Below are 20,062 nucleotides of genomic sequence, written 5' to 3'. Positions count from 1 at the left end.
ATGCCCCAATCGCTGACGCAACAACTGAGCCGTGAACAGCAAATCGCCGCACTTGAGAAGGACTGGGCGCAAAACCCCCGCTGGAAGGGTATCAAGCGCGGTTATTCGGCCGCCGACGTGGTGCGTCTGCGCGGCAGCCTGCAGCCCGAGCACACGCTGGCCCAGCGCGGCGCCGAGAAGCTCTGGCAGAAGGTCAACGGCGGCGCGAAGAAAGGCTATGTGAACGCCTTCGGCGCGATTTCCGCAGGCCAGGCGATGCAGCAGGCCAAGGCCGGCCTCGAAGCCGTGTACCTGTCGGGCTGGCAAGTTGCCGCCGACGGCAACAGCTCCGAAACCATGTACCCCGACCAGTCGCTGTATGCCTACGACTCGGTGCCCACCATGGTTCGCCGCATCAACAACACATTCAAGCGTGCCGATGAAATCCAGTGGGGCCGCGGCCTGAACCCCGGCGACGCCGAGTTCATCGATTACTTCCTGCCCATCGTGGCCGATGCCGAAGCCGGTTTTGGCGGCGTGCTCAATGCCTTCGAGCTGATGAAGAACATGATCTCCGCCGGCGCGGCGGGCGTGCACTTCGAAGACCAGCTCGCGGCCGTGAAGAAGTGCGGCCACATGGGTGGCAAGGTGCTGGTGCCGACCAAGGAAGCGGTTGAAAAGCTGGTTTCCGCGCGCTTTGCGGCCGACGTGATGGGTGTGCCCACGCTGATCCTGGCGCGCACCGATGCCGAAGCCGCGAACCTGATCACTTCCGACCATGACGCCAACGACAAGCCGTTCCTGACCGGCGAGCGCACCCAGGAAGGTTTCTACCGCGTCAAGAACGGCCTGGAGCAGGCCATCAGCCGCGGCGTGGCCTACGCTCCGTACGCCGACCTGGTGTGGTGCGAAACCGGCACGCCCGACCTGGGCTTTGCGCGTGAGTTCGCCCAGGCCGTGCTGGCCGCCTGCCCGGGCAAGCTGCTGAGCTACAACTGCTCGCCGTCGTTCAACTGGAAGAAGAACCTCGACGACAAGGCCATCGCCTCGTTCCAGGACGAACTCTCGGCGCTGGGCTACAAGTACCAGTTCATCACGCTGGCCGGCATCCACATCAACTGGTTCAACACCTTCCAGTTCGCACACGCCTACGCCAACGGCGAAGGCATGAAGCACTACGTCAACATGGTCCAGGAACCCGAGTTCGCCGCACGTGAAAAGGGCTACACCTTCGTGTCGCACCAGCAGGAAGTGGGCGCGGGCTACTTCGACGACGTGACCACGGTGATCCAGGGCGGCACCTCGAGCGTCAAGGCGCTGACGGGCTCGACCGAAGAAGAGCAGTTCCACTGATCTTCGCCAGCCCCTGGCGTTCGCGAGGGCGCCGGGGCAGGGCAGGCTGAAAAACCACTTGATGCCGTTGGTGTCAGGTGGTTTTTGCGTTGTGAGACGGGATTCGGGCTGGTGTGGAAATCCGCTTCCGGCGTGTGGAAGTCTCGTTTCGACCCATAGCTGAAGTTAACCTGTAGCCAACAGGAGCGTCGCAGCCCTTCATAATCAAGACCTTCCCCCCCCCCCCCACTTGTTGACATGCCTAGCTTTCATTATGGATAAATTGTTGCTGCAGCAGCAGGTGCTGGAACGGCTCGCCGAGGACCTGCTGCAAGCCGAGCAGGCAGCGCGGGCGGCCCATGAAGCGGCGACTCACGAAGAAAACATCGCCGAAAACAAATACGACACATTGGGTCTCGAAGCCGCCTACCTGGCAACAGGCCAGGCTCGTCGCGCCGAAGCCATCCGTCAGGCGATGGCCAATTGGCGCCAGTTCTCTCCGCGCCCCTACAACGCCAGCAAAGGTATACAGCTCGGCGCGCTGGTCTGCCTGGTGGATTCCGACGACAGGCAGCAACAGATCTTTCTCGGCCCGGATGGGGGCAGCATGAAGTTGGTCAACGGCGCTGAACTCGTTCAGGTCATCAGCAGCGAAGCCCCCTTGGGCAGGGCCATGCTGGGCAAGTGCGAGGGTGATGAGGTATCGATACAGGTCGCTCCAATCCGACAGCAGTTTGAGGTGCTGCGGGTTCATTAAGCCGCAAGCAAGTTCACGCTGAATTGATGAGTCTTTCATTTCGCCAACGGCGAAGGCATGAAGCACTACGTGAACCTGGTCCAGGAACCCGATTTCGCCGCGCGTGAAAAGGGCTACACCTTCGTGTCGCACCCGCAGGAAGTGGGCGCGGGCTACTTCGACGATGGGGCCACGGTGATCCAGGGCGGTACGCCGAGCGTGAAGGCGCCGACGGGCCCGACCGAGGAAGAGCCGTTCCACTGATCCTGGACCGCGGAGCTTCCAGCCAGGAGCTCCCAAGCTTCAAAGCCATCCCCACCAGGGATGGATTTTTTTATTGAGCGTTATGCATCGTGGGCAATCTGCCGCGCATATACCGCCAGCACGATGCGCTCCGAATGCACCAGGTATTCATTGAGCGCCGCAGCCGCTTCGGCCATCTGGTCGGCCTCGACCATTTCCATGATGCGCTGGTTCATGCCCACATAGGGCGCGTGCAGGAATTCCGGGTCGTTGAGCAGACCGAAGGCCAGGCGCAGCTCGACCAGCAGGTGGGAAAAGAAGCTGTTGAGGCGTTCGCTGTCGGCCATTCCGACCAGCGCCATGTGGAAGTCCATGTTCGCCGTGCCCACGCCCTGCCAGTCGCCCGCATCACGGCAGGCCTGGGCCTTGTCGACCGCCTGGCGCATGCGCTTCTTCGCGGGATGGTAGGGGTAGGCCTGGGCCAGTGCCTGGCACTCGATCATGCGGCGCACGCGGTAGATGTCGATGATCGAGGCGATGCTGGGCGTGGCGACGAAGACTCCGCGATTGGGTGCGTGCTTGAGCAGCCCTTCCTTGGTCAGGGAGCGAAACACTTCGCGCAGCGTGTTGCGCGAAATGTCCAGGCTTTCACTCAACGCGGCTTCGGACAGCTTTTGCCCGGGCACGAATTCCCCCTGGACGATCTTTTGTCTAACCATGTCGGCCACGCGTTCGTTGAGGCTGGTGGCGGCGATGGAAAGTTCGGGAGCGGAAGTCATCAAGTGGTGCAGGTGATCGTGGAAGGGCCCGCCACAGCGCGGATGCCCTGGGCAGCGAGACCATTGTGCAGCCAATCCTCCCGTTTGCTCAGGGGTGCAACGTGACCTGCAGCGGGGAAATGAGGGTAATTACTGATTCTGCTGCCCCTGTAATGGCTTGCACAATCCAGTCATTGTTCATTCATTGTTTTATGAATGCTCAACCTTATTGATAGATTGTTCAACAAAAAAAGCAAGGGCTGGCTTTTGAAACCAGCCCTTGCGCCGTTCTTCGTCCCCAGGGCCGAGCGCGGGGCAGGGCAGATCAGCGTGGCAGTGGCCACTTGTCCGCCCGAGCCGCCCCGGCCGAGCGCGTGGGATCCAAACGAAAGGTCTTCCAATGATCACAGACGTCAGCCTTTGGCCCCTGATTGGGGTAGGCGTCATCATCGCGGGCTTCATCCTGCGCTTCAATCCGATGCTGGTGGTGATTGCCACGGCCATTGCCACGGCCGTCGCGGCGGGCTTCGGCCCGGAGAAAATCCTGGCTGTCATCGGCACGGGTTTCATCAAGACCCGCAACCTGCCGTTGATCATCCTGCTGCCGCTGGCGGTGATCGGCCTGCTCGAGCGCCATGGCCTCAGGCAGCACGCCCAGAACTGGATCAGCTCCATCAAGTCGGCCACGGCCGGTCGCCTGTTGATCGTCTACCTGGCCGCGCGTGAACTCACGGCGGCCATGGGCCTGACCAGCCTGGGCGGTCACCCGCAGATGGTGCGTCCGCTGCTGGCCCCCATGGCCGAAGGTGCGGCCGAGACCCGGTACGGCAAGCTGCCCGATCGCATCCGCCACAAGCTGCGCGCCTATTCGGCGGCGACCGACAACGTCGGCCTGTTCTTCGGCGAGGACATCTTCGTGGCGTTCGGCGCCATCGTGCTGATGGTCACCTTCCTGCGCGAGGCGGGCATCGAGGTCGAACCCATCCACGTCGCGCTGTGGGGCATTCCCACGGCCATCTGTGCGTTCCTGATCCACGGCTGGCGCATGTACCGCCTCGACAAGGTGCTGGACAAGGAGCTGGGGGGCGGCCGGGCCGCCGAGGAAATCGCCGCTGAGCAAGCGGTCGTGGGCAAGAGCGTGGAGGCGCGCTGATCATGATTTTGTCGATTCAACATCTTTACTATCTCGTTGGCGTCATCCTGGCGATCACCGCGCTGATGACCCTGGCCGACAAGGGCCACACGCGCCGCTACACCAGCGCCGCTTTCTGGGGCCTGTATTCGCTGGTCTTTCTGATCGGCGAGAAGCTGCCGCCTGAATGGGTGGGCGTGGGCGTCATCGTGATGGCGCTGCTCGCGGGCTTCGGCGGCGTGGGCGTGGGCAAGCACAAGCCGCGCACCGACGCGCAGTATCTGGCCAGCGCCAGGCGCCTGGGCAACAAGCTGTTCGTTCCGGCACTGGCGATTCCCCTGGTGACCGTGATTGGCACCTTGCTGCTGCATGAAGTCAAGATCGGTCAGACGCTGCTGCTCGACCCCAGGAACACCACCTTGGTGAGCCTGGGGCTGGGCTGCGTCGTGGCGCTGGGCCTGGCCTGCTATCTGACACGCGAAACGCCGGTGCAGGGCATGCGAGAATCGCGCCGACTCACGGACGCGCTCGGCTGGGCCGTGGTGCTGCCGCAGTTGCTGGGCATGCTGGGGCTGGTGTTCTCCGACGCCGGCGTGGGCAAGGCCGTGGCCTATGTGACGACCAGCTATATCAACATGGACATCCGCTTCGTCGCGGTCGCGGTCTACGTGCTGGGCATGGCGCTGTTCACCATCATCATGGGCAATGGCTTCGCCGCCTTCCCGGTGATGACTGGCGGCGTGGGCGTGCCTATCCTGATCGGCGTGTACGGCGGCGACCCCGCCGTGATGGCGGCCATCGGCATGTTCTCCGGCTACTGCGGCACCTTGCTGACCCCCATGGCCGCGAACTTCAACATCGTGCCCGCGGCGCTGCTGGAGTTGCCGGACAAGAATGCGGTGATCAAGGCGCAGGCGCCTACGGCATTGGCGCTGCTGGTGGTCAATGTCTTCCTGCTGTATTTCCTGATGTTCCGCTGAGTGGCGGGGAGCGAGCGATGAATGAAGCACTGAATCCAACGATGACCATCCTGCTCACGGGCTTCGAGCCTTTCGACCAGGACTCGGTCAACCCGTCGTGGGAAGTCGCGCGCGCGCTCGCGGGCTGGACGTTCGAAGCCGAAGGCCGGACCGCGCGCGTGCATGCGGTGCAGCTGCCCTGCGTCTTCGGCGCGGCCGCCGAGGCGCTGCAGCAGGCGCTAGGGGAGTGCGCGCCGCAACTGGTGGTCTGCCTGGGCCTGGCCGGCAGCCGCAGCGACATCACGCCCGAGCGCGTGGCGATCAATGTGAACGACGCGCGCATTCCCGACAACGCGGGCGCGCAGCCTATCGACACGCCGGTCGCCGAGAACGGGCCCGCGGCCTACTGGTCCACGCTGCCGATCAAGGCGATCGTGCGCGACCTGCGCGCTGCAGGCATTCCGGCGTCGGTCTCGAACACCGCGGGCAGCTTTGTCTGCAATCATGTCTTTTATGCGCTGATGCATGCGCTGGCCCAGGGCAGCCCAGGGGCGCGAACACGCGGCGGCTTTGTGCACCTGCCTTTGCTGCCGCAGCAGGCGGCGCGCATTCCCGGCGCGCCCAGCATGGCGCTGGCGACGCAGGTCGAAGGCATGCAGCAGCTGCTGCGCACCGCGCTCACGGTGCAGGCCGACGTGCTTGAGACCGGCGGCAAGCTGCACTGAGCCGCATTGAATAGAGGAAAAGCAAGATGTTGAAGATGGATTTGAACAGCGACCTGGGTGAGAGCCTGGGCGCCTGGCGCATGGGCGATGACGCGGCCATGCTCAAGATTGTCAGCAGCGCCAACGTGGCCTGTGGTTTCCATGCGGGCGATACCGCCGGCATCCTGAAGACGCTGCGCGAAGCCCGGGCCAATGGCGTGACCGTGGGCGCGCATGTGGCCTACCGCGATCTCGTGGGCTTTGGCCGGCGCAACATGGACGTGGCCAGCGAAGACCTGGTGGCCGACGTGATCTACCAGATCGGCGCGTTGCAAGGACTGGCCAAGGCCGCAGGCACCGAAGTGCGCTATGTCAAGCCCCATGGCGCGCTCTACAACACCATTGCCCATGACGCGCGCCAGGCGCGCGACGTGATCAATGCGATTCTCGCCATCGATGCCAGCCTGGTGCTGGTGTGCCTCGCGGGCGCGCCGCTGATCGGCTGGGCGCGCGCTGCGGGCCTGAGCACGGTAGCTGAAGCGTTTGCCGACCGCGGCTACATGCCCGATGGCAGCCTGGTGTCGCGGCGCGAAAAAGGCGCGGTGCTGCACGACGCCGACGAAGTCGCGAAGCGCATGCTGCGCCTGGTGCGCGAAGGCGTGGTGGCGGATGTGAATGGCTGCGATGTGCGCATAGCGGCCGATTCGATCTGCGTGCACGGCGACAGCCCGGGCGCGGTCGAGATGGCGCGTGCCGTGCGCGCGCGCCTGCAGGCCGAAGGCGTGGCCATCGCCCCGTTTGCGCTCGGCAATGCGAACTGAGCCGCGCATGCGTTTTCTGCCTGTCAATCTCCATGCGGTGCTGGTCGAGCTCGATGACCTCGCGCAGACCCTGGCCCTGCTGCAGTCGCTGCAGACCGCGCCCGTGGCCGGCGTCGAGGAGCTGATTCCCGCGGCGCGCACCATCCTGATCTATTTCAACCCCACGCTGACGCAACTGCCGCGGCTGATCGACGCAGTCGGCCGCCGCCGCCTGGGCGCGCAGGTCGAGCACGCGCGCCACCGCGTGCAGATTCCTGTGCGTTACGACGGTGAGGATCTGCAGGAGGTCGCGGATCTGCTGGGCGTGACGCCCGCCGACGTGGTGCGCATGCACACCGGCGGCGAGTACGCCGTGGCGTTCACGGGTTTCGCGCCCGGCTTTGCCTATCTGTCGGGCGGCGATGCACGGCTCGACGTGCCGCGGCGCAAGACGCCGCGCACGCGCATCCCCGCGGGCGCGGTCGGGCTGGCTGGCACGTTCAGCGGCGTCTACCCGCAGGCCAGCCCCGGCGGCTGGCAGATCATAGGCACGACGCCGGTGCAGATGTGGGACCTGGAGCGCGTCGCTCCCTCGCTGCTGCGTCCCGGCTATCGCGTGCAGTTTGTCGATGTGGCCACCTTGTCGCCTGAAGCGCTGGCCGCGCTGATGGCGGCCTGCGCGGGCGAACGCGTGGCACCGGAGGAAAGCACGGGCGACGCTGCAGATGCCGCGTTCCGCGTCGAGGCCGCGGGCCTGCAGACGCTGTTCCAGGACGGCGGCCGTCCGGGCCATGCAGGGCAGGGCGTGGGCGCTTCGGGCGCGATGGACCGCGGCGCGCTGCGCGCGGCCAACCGCGTGGTCGGCAATGTGGCGGCGGACAAGGCCGCTCCAGGCGTGGACGCTGCCTGCCTCGAAGTCGCCTATGGCGGGCTTGCGCTCGAGGCCTTGCAGGCCGCGGTCGTCGCGGTGACCGGCGCCGACGCGCTGGTCGAAGTGCTGACCGCCGGAGGGCGGCGCTACGCCGTCAATACCTACGCGCCGCTGGCGCTCGATGCAGGTGATCGCCTGATCGTGCATGCGCCGCAGGCCGGCTCGCGCAACTATGTGGCCGTGCGCGGCGGCTGGAGCGTGGTGCCGGTGCTGGGCAGCGCGTCCACGGATACGCTGGCGCGCGTCGGCCCGGCCGCGCTGGCCGTGGGCGATGCGCTGCAGGTTGGCAGCGACGCGGGCCTGCCGCCCGTGGCGCTGGCCGAGCAGGCTGCGTTCGACATGCCGCGCGCCGATGAAGAAGTCTGCCTGGATGTGGTGCTTGGCCCGCGCACCGACTGGTTTGCTGCGCAGGCGCTGGTCACGCTGTGCGCGCAGACCTGGGCAGTCACGCCCCAGTCCAACCGCGTGGGCATACGCCTGCAAGGCGAAATTCCGCTCGCGCGTGCCCAGACCCGCGAGCTGCCCAGCGAAGGCACGGCACGCGGCGCGATCCAGGTGCCGGCCAGCGGGCAGCCCGTGCTGTTTCTCGCCGACCATCCGCTGACCGGGGGCTACCCCGTGATCGCCAGCGTGGCCAGCTACCACCTCGATCTGGCCGGGCAGATTCCGGTCAATGCCCGTGTGAAGTTCCGTGTGGTGCGTGCGTTTGACGTCGCCGAGACGGTGCAGGCCTGTGCAGTTGCTGCGTCGCCTGAAGACATCACCCAGTAAAGAATTGAAATGATGAAAAAAGTCCTGATTGCGAACCGTGGCGAGATCGCCGTGCGCGTGGCGCGCGCCTGCGCCGACTACGGCGTGAAGTCCGTCGCCGTCTATGCCGACGCCGACATCGACGCGCTGCACACGCGCATGGCCGACGAAGCCTATGGGCTGGGCGGCGATCGCCCGGCAGACACCTACCTGCACATCGCCAAGCTGCTCGAAGTCGCGCGCAAGAGCGGCGCCGATGCCGTGCACCCGGGCTATGGCTTTCTGTCGGAAAGCGCGGCCTTTGCCCAGGCGGTGATCGACGCCGGCCTGGTCTGGATAGGCCCTTCGCCCGAAGCGATCCGCCGCCTGGGCGACAAGGTGCAGGCGCGCAAGCTGGCAATCAAGGTCGGAGCGCCCTTGGTGGCCGGCACGGCCGAGCCGGTCAAGAACGCCCAGGAAGTCGTGGATTTCGCCAGGCAGCACGGCCTGCCCGTGGCCATCAAGGCCGCGTTTGGCGGTGGCGGCCGCGGCATCAAGGTGGCGTGGAAGCTCGAGGACGTGGCCGAGCTCTACGCTTCTGCGGTGCGCGAAGCGGTGACGGCGTTCGGTCGCGGCGAGTGCTTTCTGGAGCAATTCCTCGACCATCCGCGCCATGTCGAAGCCCAGGTGCTTGCCGACCAGCACGGCAACGTGCTGGTGCTGGGCACGCGCGACTGCTCGCTGCAGCGGCGCAACCAGAAACTGCTGGAAGAAGCGCCCGCGCCTTTCCTGAGCGACGCACAACGCGCGCGCATCCACCAGTCGGCCAAGGACATCTGCGCGGCCGCGGGCTATACCGGTGCGGGCACGGTGGAATTCCTGCTGAGCCAGAACGGCGCGATTTCCTTCCTCGAAGTCAACACGCGGCTGCAGGTCGAGCACCCCGTGACCGAGGAAACCACGGGCATGGACCTGGTCGTGGAGCAGCTGCGCATTGCCGACGGCCTGCCGCTGCGCGTGCTGGAAACGCCGGTGCCGCGCGGCCATTCGCTGGAGTTCCGCATCAACGCCGAAGACGTGGGCCGCGGCTTCGTGCCCACGCCCGGCGCGATCACTCGGTTCGAGGCGCCAACGGGGCCGGGCGTGCGCGTCGATTCGGGCGTGGTCACGGGATCGACCATTCCCGGCACTTTCGACTCGCTGATGGCCAAGCTGATCGTGACCGGCGCCACGCGCGAGCAGGCGATTGCGCGCGCGCGCCGCGCGCTCAAGGAGTTCCGCATCGAAGGCGTGGCGTCGGTCCTGCCTTTCCACCGCGCGGTGCTCGAGCAGCCCGACTTCACGGCCGAAACGGCGCAGGACTTCAAGGTCCATACGCGCTGGATAGAAACCGATTTCGCCCAGGACCTCGAGGCGGCCGCGCGCGTGACGCCGGTGGCCGACACCAGCTTGCAGCGCACGGTCATGGAAATCGACGGCCGCCGCGTGACTCTGGGCCTGCCCGCGGCATTGCTCGCGGGCCTGTCGTCGGGCGTGGCGCGTGTGGCGGATACCCCAGCGGCGGCCGCTGTGGACGCGTCGGCCGTGGCCGCACCCGTGAGCGGCACCGTGCATGCATGGCAGGTGGCCGACGGCGACAGCGTGCAGGCCGGCGACGTGATCGCGGTCATGGAAGCGATGAAGATGGAAATGCAGGTGACGGCCCACCGCGCGGGCAAGATCACGATCCGCGCCGCCGTTGGTGCGTTCCAGCAACAGGGCGCCTGCATCGCCAGCATCGTTTAGGCAATCCGGCAACGCGGCAGCTGTGCGGGTCTTGCGCGACAGAGGTAAAATGCGCGCATAAACACCACTGTTTCAACGTACAAGGGCGAGAAAGGCAATCTGGTTATGACACCGCGAACTACATCCACGGAGATGTTCTCCGGCCTGCGATAGGTCGGCGGTTCGCGCCTGCACGAGATTTTTGCTTTCTCTCCCTCTCAAGCGCGGACCTGTTCCGCGCTTTTTGTTTTTGGCACGGGCGCGCACCACTCCCCCCAGACAAGGTTTGACAAGGAATCCCATGATCCACATCACGCTCCCCGACGGCTCCCAACGTGAGTTCCCCGGCCCGGTCACGGTCGCTGAAGTTGCCGCTTCGATCGGCACCGGCCTGGCCAAGGCCGCGCTGGCCGGCAAGGTCGGCTCCGGCGACGCCGCCAAGGTCGTCGATACCAGCCACTTGATCGAGCAGGACGCCCAGCTGGCCATCATCACGGCCAAGGATGCCGATGGCCTGGACGTCATCCGCCACTCGACGGCCCACCTGCTGGCCTATGCGGTCAAGGAACTGTTTCCCGATGCCCAGGTCACGATAGGCCCGGTGATCGAAAACGGCTTCTTCTACGATTTCGCCTACAAGCGCCCGTTCACGCCCGAAGACCTCGCGGCGATAGAAAAGCGCATGACCGAACTCGCCGCCAAGGACGAGCCCGTGGTGCGCCGCGTGCTGCCGCGCGACGAAGCCGTGGCCTATTTCAAGGGCCTGGGCGAGCACTACAAGGCCGAGATCATTGCCAGCATTCCGAGCAATGAGGACGTGAGCCTGTACCGCGAAGGCAACTTCGAAGACCTGTGCCGCGGCCCCCACGTGCCCAGCACCGGCAAGCTCAGGTTCTTCAAGCTGATGAAGGTCGCGGGCGCCTACTGGCGTGGTGACCACCGCAACGAGATGCTGCAGCGCGTCTATGGCACGGCCTGGGCCACCAAGGACGAGCTCCAGCAATACCTGCGCATGCTCGAGGAAGCCGAAAAGCGCGACCACCGCAAGCTCGGCCGCGAACTCGACCTGTTCCACATCGACGAGCATTCGCCGGGCACGGTGTTCTGGCACCCCAAGGGCTGGACGCTGTGGCAGCAGGTCGAGCAGTACATGCGCGCCGTCTACCGCGACAACGGCTACCAGGAAGTCAAGGGCCCGCAGATCCTGGACAAGGGCCTGTGGGAGAAGACCGGCCACTGGGACAAGTACCGCGACAACATGTTCGTCACAGAGAGCGAAAAGCGCGACTATGCGCTCAAGCCGATGAACTGCCCCGGCCACATCATCATCTTCAACCAGGGCATCAAGAGCTACCGCGACCTGCCGCTGCGCTATGGCGAGTTCGGTCAGTGCCACCGCAACGAGCCCACGGGTGGCCTGCACGGCATCATGCGCGTGCGCGGCTTCACGCAGGACGACGGCCATATCTTCTGTACCGAAGACCAGATCCAGCCCGAAGTGCTGGCCTTCAGCCGCCTGCTGCAAAAAGTCTATGCCGACTTCGGCTTCACCGACATCATCTACAAGGTCGCCACGCGCCCCGAAGCGCGCATAGGCTCGGATGAAAGCTGGGACAAGGCCGAAGCCGCGCTGATCGACAGCCTGCGCGCTTCGGGCTGCGACTTCGAGATTTCGCCCGGCGACGGCGCGTTCTACGGCCCGAAGATCGAGTACACGCTCAAGGACGCGCTGGGTCGCCAGTGGCAGTGCGGTACCATCCAGGTCGACTTCTCCATGCCCGAGCGTCTGGACGCCGAATATGTGGGCGAGGACGGCAACCGCCATCGCCCCGTGATGCTGCACCGCGCCATCGTCGGCAGCCTGGAGCGCTTCATCGGCATCCTGATCGAGCAGCATGCGGGTGCGCTGCCGGCCTGGCTCGCGCCAGTGCAGGCGGCGGTGCTCAACATCACCGACGCCCAGGGCGACTACTGTCGTGAAATTGCCGAAAAACTGCGAAAAGCCTTGCCTGGTCAAGACCTTCGCGTGGTTACTGATCTGCGCAACGAAAAGATTACGTATAAAATACGCGAGCATTCGTTGCAGAAGCTGCCTTATATCCTCGTCGCTGGCGACAAGGAAAAGGCTGCTGGAGCGGTTGCAGTGCGCGCCCGGGGCAATAAGGACCTCGGCGTGATGTCGGTTGACGCATTCATTGAATTGGTCGCCAGCGACATCGCCTCCAAGGTCTGACTGAGATGTCAGCCTTTGGCTTGCGTGCACAGTGCACGCAAGCAGGCTACGCTGTTGTAGCCATTTATATTCAAGGGTGAAAACCATAGCTACTGAATTTCGCGATCGCCGTCACCGTGAGGAGCGCAAGCACCGCCTCAACCGTGAAATCATGGCGCCTGAAGTGCGTCTGTCCGGCCCAGAAAACGAGCCCCTCGGCATTGTTCCCATCATGGAAGCACTGCGCATGGCGGGCGAGTTGGACGTTGACCTGGTGGAAATCGCCGCTACTGCCAATCCGCCGGTCTGCCGGCTGATGGACTACGGCAAGTTCAAATACCAGGAACAAAAGCGCGCCGCCGAGGCCAAGGCCAAGCAAACGGTCATCGAGATCAAGGAAGTCAAATTCCGTCCCGGTACCGACGACGGCGACTACAACATCAAGTTGCGCAACATTCGCCGCTTCCTCGCGGAAGGCGACAAGTGCAAGATCACGCTGCGTTTTCGCGGTCGCGAAATCACGCACCAGAACTTGGGTCTGGCCCTGCTCAATCGCATTCGCGATGACCTGGCCGACACCATTGCCGTCGAGCAGTTCCCCAAGCTCGAAGGCCGCCAGATGATCATGATGATTGCCCCGGCGAAGAAAAAGCCCGCTCCTGTCAAGGCACAGAGCGATGCGCCCACAACGCCGGCAGCTTGAGGCATAATCTAGCTCGCAGCGAAAGTGAGCCGTAAAGGCTCACTTTTTCTTTTGCGCGGCATGGTTTGCGCCATGGCGCGGAGTGCGGCAGCGGATTCGTTCGTTGGCGCGCAGGCCGGCCTGAAATGGCCGGCAAAGAAGTGGCTCGGGGCCAACAAGTTCGCACTCCTTTGTGCGAACGCCTCACGAGCACAATTAACAGGAGCATTCACATGCCCAAAATGAAGACCAAGAGCAGCGCGAAGAAGCGATTCCGCGTTCGTCCCGGTGGCACCGTCAAGCGCGGTCAAGCCTTCAAGCGTCACATCTTGACGAAGAAGACCACCAAGAACAAGCGTCACCTGCGTGGTGCGGTTGCTGTGCACGAGACCAACATGGCCTCCGTCGCGCAAATGCTGCCCGGCTTTGGCTTGTAATTAACTGACGAACAAGGAGTACTTACATGCCTCGCGTCAAACGTGGTGTAACGGCCCGTGCCCGTCACAAAAAAGTTCTGGCCCTCGCTAAGGGTTTTCGCGGTCGCCGCGGTAATGTCTTCCGTATCGCCAAACAAGCGGTAATGAAGGCTGGGCAATATGCCTACCGTGACCGTCGCAACAAGAAGCGCGTGTTCCGTCAGCTGTGGATTGCCCGTATCAACGCCGCTGCGCGTGAACTGGGCATGACCTACAGCGTGTTCGCAAACGGCCTGAAGAAGGCATCGATCGAAATCGACCGCAAGATGCTGGCCGATATCGCGGTGCACGACAAGGCTGCTTTCGCCAGCATCGTGGAACAAGTCAAGGCCAAGCTGGCTGCTTGAGTTCACGGCCTGTAGCTACATAACCTGTAGCTGCTAATGCACTAACAACAAGGGCTAGAGCTTGAAAAGGCACTAGCCCTTGTTTATTTTCAAGAGTCGGATATGAACGAGTTGGATTCTCTGGTCGAAAGCGCGCAGCAACTGTTTGCGCAAGCCGTCACCCCTGCTGATCTGGAAAACGCCAAGGCCCAGTTCCTGGGCAAGTCCGGTCGTGTGACCGAGCTGATGAAGGGCATGGCGCAGCTTTCCGTCGAGGAGAAGAAGTCGCGCGGCGCCGCCATCAACGTCGCCAAGCAGGCGATCGAGGCGGCCCTGACGGCACGCCGCCAGGCACTGGCCGATGCCGAGCTGCAAACCCAACTCAAGGCCGAAGCGCTGGACGTGAGCCTGCCGGGCCGCCGCCGCGGCCAAGGCGGCCTGCACCCGGTGTCGCTGACGCTCGAACGCATCGAAGGCATCTTTGCCTCGATGGGCTTCGATGTCGCCGACGGCCCCGAAATCGAGTCCGACTGGTTCAACTTCACCGCGCTCAACACGCCCGAAGACCATCCCGCGCGCTCGATGCACGACACCTTCTACGTCGAAGGCGGCACCGAGACCGCCCCCAACCTGCTGCGCACGCACACCAGCCCCATGCAGGTGCGCTATGCGGTGCAGCATGTGAAGAAATACCAGGCCCTGCTGGACGCGGGCCAGAGCATGCCCGAGATCCGCGTGATCGCGCCGGGCCGCACCTACCGCGTGGACAGCGATGCCACGCATTCGCCGATGTTCCACCAGTGCGAAGGCATCTGGATAGGCGAGAACGTCAGCTTCAAGGACTTGAAGGTGGTGTTCACCGATTTCTGCCGCACGTTCTTCGAAAGCGACGATCTGGTGCTGCGTTTTCGCCCCAGCTTCTTCCCGTTCACCGAACCCAGCGCCGAGATCGACATCCAGTTCCAGACCGGCCCGCTCGCGGGCAAGTGGCTGGAAGTGGCCGGCTCGGGCCAGGTGCACCCGAACGTGGTGCGCAACATGGGGCTGGACCCCGAGAAGTACATCGGCTTTGCCTTCGGCATGGGGCCCGACCGGCTGACCATGCTGCGCTACGGTGTCAACGATCTGCGCCTGTTCTTTGACGGCGACATCCGCTTCCTGTCGCAGTTCCAATAAGAGTGGCCAACACCACCCTTGCTACGTCGTTGCTTCGCCTTGCCGTGCTATTCGCACTGTCTGCGGCAAAGCGCCTAGTATCAACCGCAAATCTTCGATTTGCTGGGTGGTGTTGGCCACTCTGAGCACCGCACCCACCGCTGGCGCCTGCGTCTGGAGCGCAGGCCCGTTTGAAGCCAAAGAGTCTGACTATGCAATTCCCTGAATCCTGGTTGCGCGCGTTCTGCAACCCGCCCCTGAGCACCGCCGAACTCGCGCACACCCTGACCATGGCCGGTCTGGAAGTCGAGGAGCTCGCGCCCGTCGCGCCGCCGTTCACCGGCATCGTGGTCGGTGAAATCAAGGAGGCCCAGCAGCATCCGAATGCCGATCGCCTGCGCGTGTGCCAGGTCGATGTGGGCCAGGCCGAGCTGCTGACCATCGTCTGCGGCGCGCCCAATGCGCGCGTGGGCATTCGCATTCCCTGCGCCACGGTCGGCGCCGAACTGCCCCCGGGCGATGACGGCAAGCCTTTCCTGATCAAGATCGGCAAGCTGCGCGGCGTGGAAAGCTACGGCATGCTGTGCTCGGCAAAGGAGCTCAAGCTCGCCGAAGACCACGGCGGCCTGCTCGAGCTGCCGCTCGATGCGCCGCTGGGCCAGGACATCCGCAGCTATCTGAACCTCGACGACACGCTGTTCACGCTCAAGCTCACGCCCAACCTCGCGCATTGCCTGAGCGTCTACGGCATCGCGCGCGAAGTCGCGGCCCTGACCGGCGCGCCTTTGCTCGCGCCCACGTTCACGCCCGCGGCCGTGGCCAGCGACGCCCGCCTGGCCGTGAAGATCAGCGCGCCTGATCTGTGTGGCCGCTTCTCGGGCCGGGTGATCCGCAACGTCAACACCCAGGCCAAGACCCCGGCCTGGATGGTCGACCGCCTGGCGCGCTGCGGCCAGCGCAGCGTCGCGCCGCTGGTCGACATCTCGAACTACGTGATGTTCGAGCTGGGCCGTCCCTCGCACATTTTCGACCTCGACAAGATCCACGGCGGCCTCGATGTGCGCTGGGGCCGTCCCGGCGAGCAGCTCAAGCTGCTCAACGGCAACACCGTGAGCGTCGACGGCCAGGTCGGCGTGATCGCCGATGACCAGGCCATAGAATCGCTGGCCGGCATCATGGGCGGCGACGCCACGGCGGTGTCCGACGACACGCAGCACATCTACGTCGAAGCCGCTTTCTGGTGGCCGCGCGCGATCGCCGGCCGTTCGCGCCGCTTCAACTTTTCCACCGATGCCGGCCACCGCTTCGAGCGCGGCGTCGATGCCGACCTCACGGTCGAGCACATCGAGCGCATCACCGAGCTGGTGCTGGAAATCTGCGGCACGCCCGAGACCCGGTGCGGTGCCATCGACGACCAGATCGTCAATGTGCCCCAGCCCCAGCCCGTGCAACTGCGCGTGGCGCGCGCGGCCAAGGTGATCGGCATGCCCGTGAGCCAGCAGCAGTGCGCCGATGCGCTGCAGGGCCTGGGCCTGGCGGTGACGCAGGGCGAGGGCGTGCTCACGGTGACGCCGCCGTCGTACCGCTTCGACATCGCGCTCGAAGAAGACCTGATCGAGGAAGTCGCGCGCATGCTGGGCTACGGCCAACTGCCGACCACGCCGCCGCTGGCGCCCATCACGCCCAAGCTGCGCGCCGAAAACCGCCGCAGCAGCTTTGCCGTGCGCCGTGAACTCGCGGCCCTGGGTTACCAGGAAACCATCAACTTCAGCTTCGTCGAAGAGCGCTGGGAGCACGAGCTCGCGGGCAACGCCAACCCGATCAAGCTGCTCAACCCCATCGCCAGCCACCTGAGCGTGATGCGCAGCTCGCTGCTGGGCTCGCTGCTGCAGGTCGTCAAGTTCAACCTGGACCGCAAGGCCCAGCGCGTGCGCGTGTTCGAGCTCGGCCGCGTGTTCCTGCGCGATGCCAGCGTGCAGAGCACCGACACCACGGTGCAGGGCTTTGACCAGCCCATGCGCGTCGCCGGCATGGCCTGCGGCCCGGCCGACCAGCTGCAATGGAGCCGCAAGGACCAGGCCGTGGATTTCTATGACGTCAAGGGCGATGTCGAAGCCTTGCTCGCGCCGCTGCGCCCGACGTTTGAAGCTGCCCAGCATCCGGCCATGCACCCGGGCCGCTGCGCACGCGTGCTGCTGGACGGCAAGGCCATAGGCTTTGTCGGCGAGCTCCACCCGCAGTGGCGCCAGGGCTGGGAACTGTCCCAGGCACCGGTGATGTTCGAGCTCGAACTCGACGCCGTGCAGCTGCGCCAGGTGCCTCAGTTCCGCGCGGTCGCCAAGCACCAGTCGGTCGAGCGCGATATCGCCGTGGTGGTCGCCGAATCGGTGACCCATGCCGAGATCATGGCGGCCGTCGAAGCCGCGGCAGCGCATACTGTGCTGCGCTCGGCCGTGCTGTTCGACGTGTTCCGCGCCAAGCCTTTGCGCGCCGGTGAAGCGCCGGCCGCGGGGGCGCTCGCGCCCAATGAGAAGAGTCTGGCCGTGCGCCTGCTGCTGGGCAGCGACACCGCGAGCCTGACCGAAGCCGAGATCGAAGCCGCGATGGCGGCCGTGATCGAACAACTGGTGGCGCGCTGCGGCGCACGCCTGCGCGGGTGATCGATTTGACTGTCTTTTCCCACGACAAGGGGTCTGCTATGGAATTGGCCATTGAAAGCCTGGACAGCCCCGCGCTGACCAAGGCCCAGCTTGCGGATTTGCTGTTCGACCAGATCGGTCTGAACAAGCGCGAATCCAAGGAAATGGTGGATGCGTTCTTCGATCTGGTGTCGCAAAGCCTGGTCGAAGGCGATGACGTCAAGCTCTCGGGTTTTGGCAATTTCCAGATCCGCACCAAGGCGCCGCGCCCGGGGCGCAATCCGCGCACCGGCGAATTGATCCCCATCCAGGCACGCCGCGTGGTGACGTTCCATGCGAGCACCAAGCTCAAGGAACAGATCCAGAGCGGCGAAACTTCGGCGTCGGACGCGTAACCGGCGCTTGCCGCATGGCGTTGCCCGGGCAGGGCGATTGCGCATGGCGGCGGCACAATGGCTGCGGTAACCTTGTCAGGTTGATTTGGAGATGCATCCGATGTCCCAGGGAACCCCGCTTCCGGCTATTCCGGCCAAACGCTACTTCACCATTGGTGAAGTGGCGCAATTGTGCTGCGTGAAGCCGCATGTGCTGCGTTATTGGGAGCAGGAGTTCACGCACCTGCGTCCCGTCAAGCGCCGCGGCAACCGGCGCTATTACCAGCACCACGAACTGCTGATGATTCGCCGCATCCGAGAGCTGCTGTACGACCAGGGCTTCACCATCCAGGGGGCGCGCGCCCGGCTGCGCGAAGCCGGCGGGACGGGCGCCGAGGGTGCGGGGAATGTCGATGAGTTCGAGCTGATCTGCGCGGACTGGCGCGAGGAGGGGCCGCAGCTGGCGCTCGATTCCTCGGCGGTACGGCACGAGCTTTTGCAAATTCGCGAGCTGTTGTCTTTATGAGCTGATTTTTCGGTATATAATTCAATTCTCGTCGGCGTGTAGCGCAGCCTGGTAGCGCACTTGCATGGGGTGCAAGGGGTCGAAGGTTCGAATCCTTTCTCGCCGACCACAATCCCCAAAAAGGGTCAGCAGATTTTTCTGCTGACCCTTTTTTGTTTTCTGCCGCTTTGGGCGCAGCATGGCTGTGTCTCCACCGAAAAAGGACCGACCATGATGGATGGATTGATTGCCGGGCGGCTGTACGGCACGCCTGAGCAGCGCACAAGCAAGACCGGAAAGCCCTTCATGGTGGCGCGCATGCGGGCCGAATGCGGTGATGGCGAGAACCTGTTCGTCAACGTGATCGCTTTCGATGCCGCGCCCTGCGCCGCACTCGAAGCCTTGCGCGAAGGCGATGCGATCGCGATTGCCGGGCCGATCACGCCCAAGGTCTGGACGGACAAGCAGGGCATCGTCCACCCGGCGCTCGACGCCGTCGCCCACCAGGTGCTCACGGCCTACCATGTGGAGCACAAGCAGCGCCAGGTGCTCTCGGGCCAGACCGACCACGGCCATGCGGGAGAGCGTGGCGACTGAAAGCTCTTTATTCTCTTTTGGTATAAGAAGCTGATTATTTATTCGAAAATTTCGCAAGGGTTTGCGCTTACAGTGCCTTCATTCCGAATTTTTGATTGAAGGCATTCCGTGAACAAGCGCCAACTTTTGCAGACCACTTTGGCTTTGGGCCTGGCCCTGGCGGCACCGCTGGCCGCCGTGGCCCAGGACAAGACATCGATCAAGATCGGCGTGACCGCCGGCCCGCACGCCCAGATCTTCGAGCAGGTCAAACAGGTCGCCGAGAAGCAGGGCCTGAAGATCCAGGTGGTCGAGTTTGGCGACTATGTCCAGCCCAATGCGGCGCTGGCCGCGGGCGATCTCGATGCCAACAGCTACCAGCACCTTCCCTACCTCGACGCCCAGGTCAAGGACCGCGGCTACAAGCTGGTGCGCGTGGCCGACACGGTCAACTTCCCCATCGGCCTGTATTCGAAGAAGGTCAAGAAGCTCGCCGATCTGCCCCAGGGCGCGAAGTTCGGTATCCCGAACGACCCGACCAACGGCGGCCGCGTGCTGCTGCTGCTGCAGGCCCAGGGCCTGATCACGCTCAAGGAAGGTGCTGGCCTCAAGGCCACGCCGCTGGATGTGGTGTCGAACCCGAAGAAGCTGCGTTTCGTCGAACTCGACGCCGCGCAACTGCCGCGTTCGCTCGACGACCTCGATGCTTCGGCCATCAACACCAACTTCGCGATTTCGGCGGGCCTGAACCCCAAGACCGATTCGATCGCCCAGGAAAGCGCCAAGAACCCCTACGTCAACATTCTCGTCGTGCGTGACGCCGACAAGAACCAGCCCTGGGTCGCCAAGCTGACCAAGGCCTACCAGTCGCCCGAAGTGCGCCAGTTCATCGAAACCCAGTTCAAGGGTTCGGTCGTTCCTGCCTTCTGAGTGCCTTCTGCGTGCCCCACAGGGCGCGCCGCGAAAGCCAGTGCCGCCTTGCGCCGCACTGGCTTTTTCATGGGGCGGGGTACTGCGCTTGGGGGTTGACCGCATTGCATGCGGTTTCCT

Annotated in this window: 18 protein-coding genes, 1 tRNA gene and 2 pseudogenes; 20 read left to right on the top strand and 1 reads right to left on the bottom strand. The window is 64.4% G+C overall.

The genetic code is table 11. The annotated features are described in order from the left end of the window. The 3 genes and pseudogenes from aceA to GVL12_RS08705 all read left to right on the top strand — a co-directional run. Entirely contained in the window at nt 1–1,332 is a 1,332-nt protein-coding gene (aceA, locus tag GVL12_RS08715) for an isocitrate lyase (protein ID WP_159912902.1), read from the top strand. Between the two features lie 253 nt (nt 1,333–1,585). Next, a complete protein-coding gene (locus GVL12_RS08710) occupies nt 1,586–2,068 on the top strand; it encodes a GreA/GreB family elongation factor (protein ID WP_159912900.1) in 483 nt (160 codons plus the stop codon). A gap of 39 nt (nt 2,069–2,107) precedes the next feature. Continuing rightward, nucleotides 2,108–2,311, top strand: a pseudogene (locus tag GVL12_RS08705) (isocitrate lyase); the annotation flags it as partial. A gap of 80 nt (nt 2,312–2,391) precedes the next feature. Here GVL12_RS08705 and GVL12_RS08700 read toward each other — a convergent pair. Continuing rightward, nucleotides 2,392–3,069 carry a GntR family transcriptional regulator gene (locus GVL12_RS08700; RefSeq protein ID WP_159912898.1) on the bottom strand — a complete coding sequence of 226 codons (678 nt, stop codon included), beginning with the start codon at nt 3,067–3,069 and terminating at the stop codon, nt 2,392–2,394. A 379-nt stretch (nt 3,070–3,448) separates the two neighbouring features. On the opposite strand from GVL12_RS08700, the gene GVL12_RS08695 reads away from it, so the two are divergent. The 17 genes and pseudogenes from GVL12_RS08695 (at nt 3,449) to GVL12_RS08615 (ending at nt 19,942) form a co-directional block, all read left to right on the top strand. Continuing rightward, entirely contained in the window at nt 3,449–4,201 is a 753-nt protein-coding gene (locus GVL12_RS08695; protein ID WP_159912896.1) for a DUF969 domain-containing protein, read from the top strand. Between the two features lie 2 nt (nt 4,202–4,203). After that, complete coding sequence (locus GVL12_RS08690) at nt 4,204–5,160, top strand: DUF979 domain-containing protein (RefSeq protein WP_159912894.1); 957 nt, start codon at nt 4,204–4,206, stop codon at nt 5,158–5,160. 17 nt (nt 5,161–5,177) lie between these two features. Further along, the gene (gene pcp, locus GVL12_RS08685; RefSeq protein ID WP_159912892.1) at nt 5,178–5,864 is read left to right on the top strand and encodes a pyroglutamyl-peptidase I; all 687 of its coding nucleotides are present in this window, start codon (nt 5,178–5,180) and stop codon (nt 5,862–5,864) included. 26 nt (nt 5,865–5,890) lie between these two features. Then, on the top strand, nt 5,891–6,664 hold the full coding sequence (locus tag GVL12_RS08680; protein ID WP_200843606.1) for a LamB/YcsF family protein: 774 nt from the start codon (nt 5,891–5,893) through the stop codon (nt 6,662–6,664). Between the two features lie 7 nt (nt 6,665–6,671). Further along, entirely contained in the window at nt 6,672–8,345 is a 1,674-nt protein-coding gene (locus GVL12_RS08675; protein ID WP_159912890.1) for an urea amidolyase family protein, read from the top strand. Nucleotides 8,346–8,357: 12 nt separating this feature from the next. Continuing rightward, nucleotides 8,358–10,088, top strand: coding sequence for a biotin carboxylase N-terminal domain-containing protein (locus GVL12_RS08670; RefSeq protein WP_159912888.1), 1,731 nt, complete (start codon nt 8,358–8,360; stop codon nt 10,086–10,088). Between the two features lie 280 nt (nt 10,089–10,368). Next, nucleotides 10,369–12,300: a threonine--tRNA ligase gene (gene thrS, locus GVL12_RS08665; protein ID WP_159912886.1), complete on the top strand. Its 1,932-nt coding sequence runs from the start codon at nt 10,369–10,371 to the stop codon at nt 12,298–12,300. Between the two features lie 85 nt (nt 12,301–12,385). Continuing rightward, nucleotides 12,386–12,982, top strand: coding sequence for a translation initiation factor IF-3 (infC, locus tag GVL12_RS08660; RefSeq protein WP_200843617.1), 597 nt, complete (start codon nt 12,386–12,388; stop codon nt 12,980–12,982). A gap of 212 nt (nt 12,983–13,194) precedes the next feature. Next, nucleotides 13,195–13,398 (top strand): 50S ribosomal protein L35, encoded by a 204-nt coding sequence (gene rpmI, locus GVL12_RS08655; protein WP_159912882.1) that lies wholly within the window; start codon nt 13,195–13,197, stop codon nt 13,396–13,398. 26 nt (nt 13,399–13,424) lie between these two features. Beyond that, entirely contained in the window at nt 13,425–13,784 is a 360-nt protein-coding gene (gene rplT / locus GVL12_RS08650; protein ID WP_159912880.1) for a 50S ribosomal protein L20, read from the top strand. Between the two features lie 102 nt (nt 13,785–13,886). Next, entirely contained in the window at nt 13,887–14,939 is a 1,053-nt protein-coding gene (pheS, locus tag GVL12_RS08645) for a phenylalanine--tRNA ligase subunit alpha (protein ID WP_159912878.1), read from the top strand. A 191-nt stretch (nt 14,940–15,130) separates the two neighbouring features. After that, nucleotides 15,131–17,578, top strand: coding sequence for a phenylalanine--tRNA ligase subunit beta (gene pheT, locus GVL12_RS08640; protein ID WP_159912876.1), 2,448 nt, complete (start codon nt 15,131–15,133; stop codon nt 17,576–17,578). Nucleotides 17,579–17,616: 38 nt separating this feature from the next. Next, nucleotides 17,617–17,952: an integration host factor subunit alpha gene (locus GVL12_RS08635; RefSeq protein WP_159912874.1), complete on the top strand. Its 336-nt coding sequence runs from the start codon at nt 17,617–17,619 to the stop codon at nt 17,950–17,952. Nucleotides 17,953–18,052: 100 nt separating this feature from the next. Then, nucleotides 18,053–18,301, top strand: a pseudogene (locus GVL12_RS26530) (MerR family transcriptional regulator); the annotation flags it as partial. A 188-nt stretch (nt 18,302–18,489) separates the two neighbouring features. After that, nucleotides 18,490–18,566, top strand: a tRNA-Pro gene (locus GVL12_RS08625). Nucleotides 18,567–18,667: 101 nt separating this feature from the next. Continuing rightward, complete coding sequence (locus tag GVL12_RS08620; protein ID WP_159912870.1) at nt 18,668–19,033, top strand: single-stranded DNA-binding protein; 366 nt, start codon at nt 18,668–18,670, stop codon at nt 19,031–19,033. 108 nt (nt 19,034–19,141) lie between these two features. Next, nucleotides 19,142–19,942 (top strand): MetQ/NlpA family ABC transporter substrate-binding protein, encoded by an 801-nt coding sequence (locus GVL12_RS08615; RefSeq protein WP_159912868.1) that lies wholly within the window; start codon nt 19,142–19,144, stop codon nt 19,940–19,942. Nucleotides 19,943–20,062 lie beyond the last annotated feature (120 nt).

Source organism: Pantoea sp. 18069, assembly GCF_902706035.1.
Lineage (GTDB): Bacteria > Pseudomonadota > Gammaproteobacteria > Burkholderiales > Burkholderiaceae_C > Comamonas.
The sequence above is the reverse complement of the archived record's forward strand: the minus strand, read 5'-3'. Positions and strand labels throughout refer to the sequence as shown.

What these genes read in the sequence shown, in the direction of transcription:
- aceA (WP_159912902.1), top strand. Translation starts at nt 1, where the DNA reads ATGCCCCAATCGCTGACGCAACAACTGAGCCGTGAACAGCAAATCGCC.
- GVL12_RS08710 (WP_159912900.1), top strand. Translation starts at nt 1,586, where the DNA reads ATGGATAAATTGTTGCTGCAGCAGCAGGTGCTGGAACGGCTCGCCGAG.
- GVL12_RS08700 (WP_159912898.1), bottom strand. Translation starts at nt 3,069, where the DNA reads ATGACTTCCGCTCCCGAACTTTCCATCGCCGCCACCAGCCTCAACGAA.
- GVL12_RS08695 (WP_159912896.1), top strand. Translation starts at nt 3,449, where the DNA reads ATGATCACAGACGTCAGCCTTTGGCCCCTGATTGGGGTAGGCGTCATC.
- GVL12_RS08690 (WP_159912894.1), top strand. Translation starts at nt 4,204, where the DNA reads ATGATTTTGTCGATTCAACATCTTTACTATCTCGTTGGCGTCATCCTG.
- pcp (WP_159912892.1), top strand. Translation starts at nt 5,178, where the DNA reads ATGAATGAAGCACTGAATCCAACGATGACCATCCTGCTCACGGGCTTC.
- GVL12_RS08680 (WP_200843606.1), top strand. Translation starts at nt 5,891, where the DNA reads ATGTTGAAGATGGATTTGAACAGCGACCTGGGTGAGAGCCTGGGCGCC.
- GVL12_RS08675 (WP_159912890.1), top strand. Translation starts at nt 6,672, where the DNA reads ATGCGTTTTCTGCCTGTCAATCTCCATGCGGTGCTGGTCGAGCTCGAT.
- GVL12_RS08670 (WP_159912888.1), top strand. Translation starts at nt 8,358, where the DNA reads ATGAAAAAAGTCCTGATTGCGAACCGTGGCGAGATCGCCGTGCGCGTG.
- thrS (WP_159912886.1), top strand. Translation starts at nt 10,369, where the DNA reads ATGATCCACATCACGCTCCCCGACGGCTCCCAACGTGAGTTCCCCGGC.
- rpmI (WP_159912882.1), top strand. Translation starts at nt 13,195, where the DNA reads ATGCCCAAAATGAAGACCAAGAGCAGCGCGAAGAAGCGATTCCGCGTT.
- rplT (WP_159912880.1), top strand. Translation starts at nt 13,425, where the DNA reads ATGCCTCGCGTCAAACGTGGTGTAACGGCCCGTGCCCGTCACAAAAAA.
- pheS (WP_159912878.1), top strand. Translation starts at nt 13,887, where the DNA reads ATGAACGAGTTGGATTCTCTGGTCGAAAGCGCGCAGCAACTGTTTGCG.
- pheT (WP_159912876.1), top strand. Translation starts at nt 15,131, where the DNA reads ATGCAATTCCCTGAATCCTGGTTGCGCGCGTTCTGCAACCCGCCCCTG.
- GVL12_RS08635 (WP_159912874.1), top strand. Translation starts at nt 17,617, where the DNA reads ATGGAATTGGCCATTGAAAGCCTGGACAGCCCCGCGCTGACCAAGGCC.
- GVL12_RS08620 (WP_159912870.1), top strand. Translation starts at nt 18,668, where the DNA reads ATGATGGATGGATTGATTGCCGGGCGGCTGTACGGCACGCCTGAGCAG.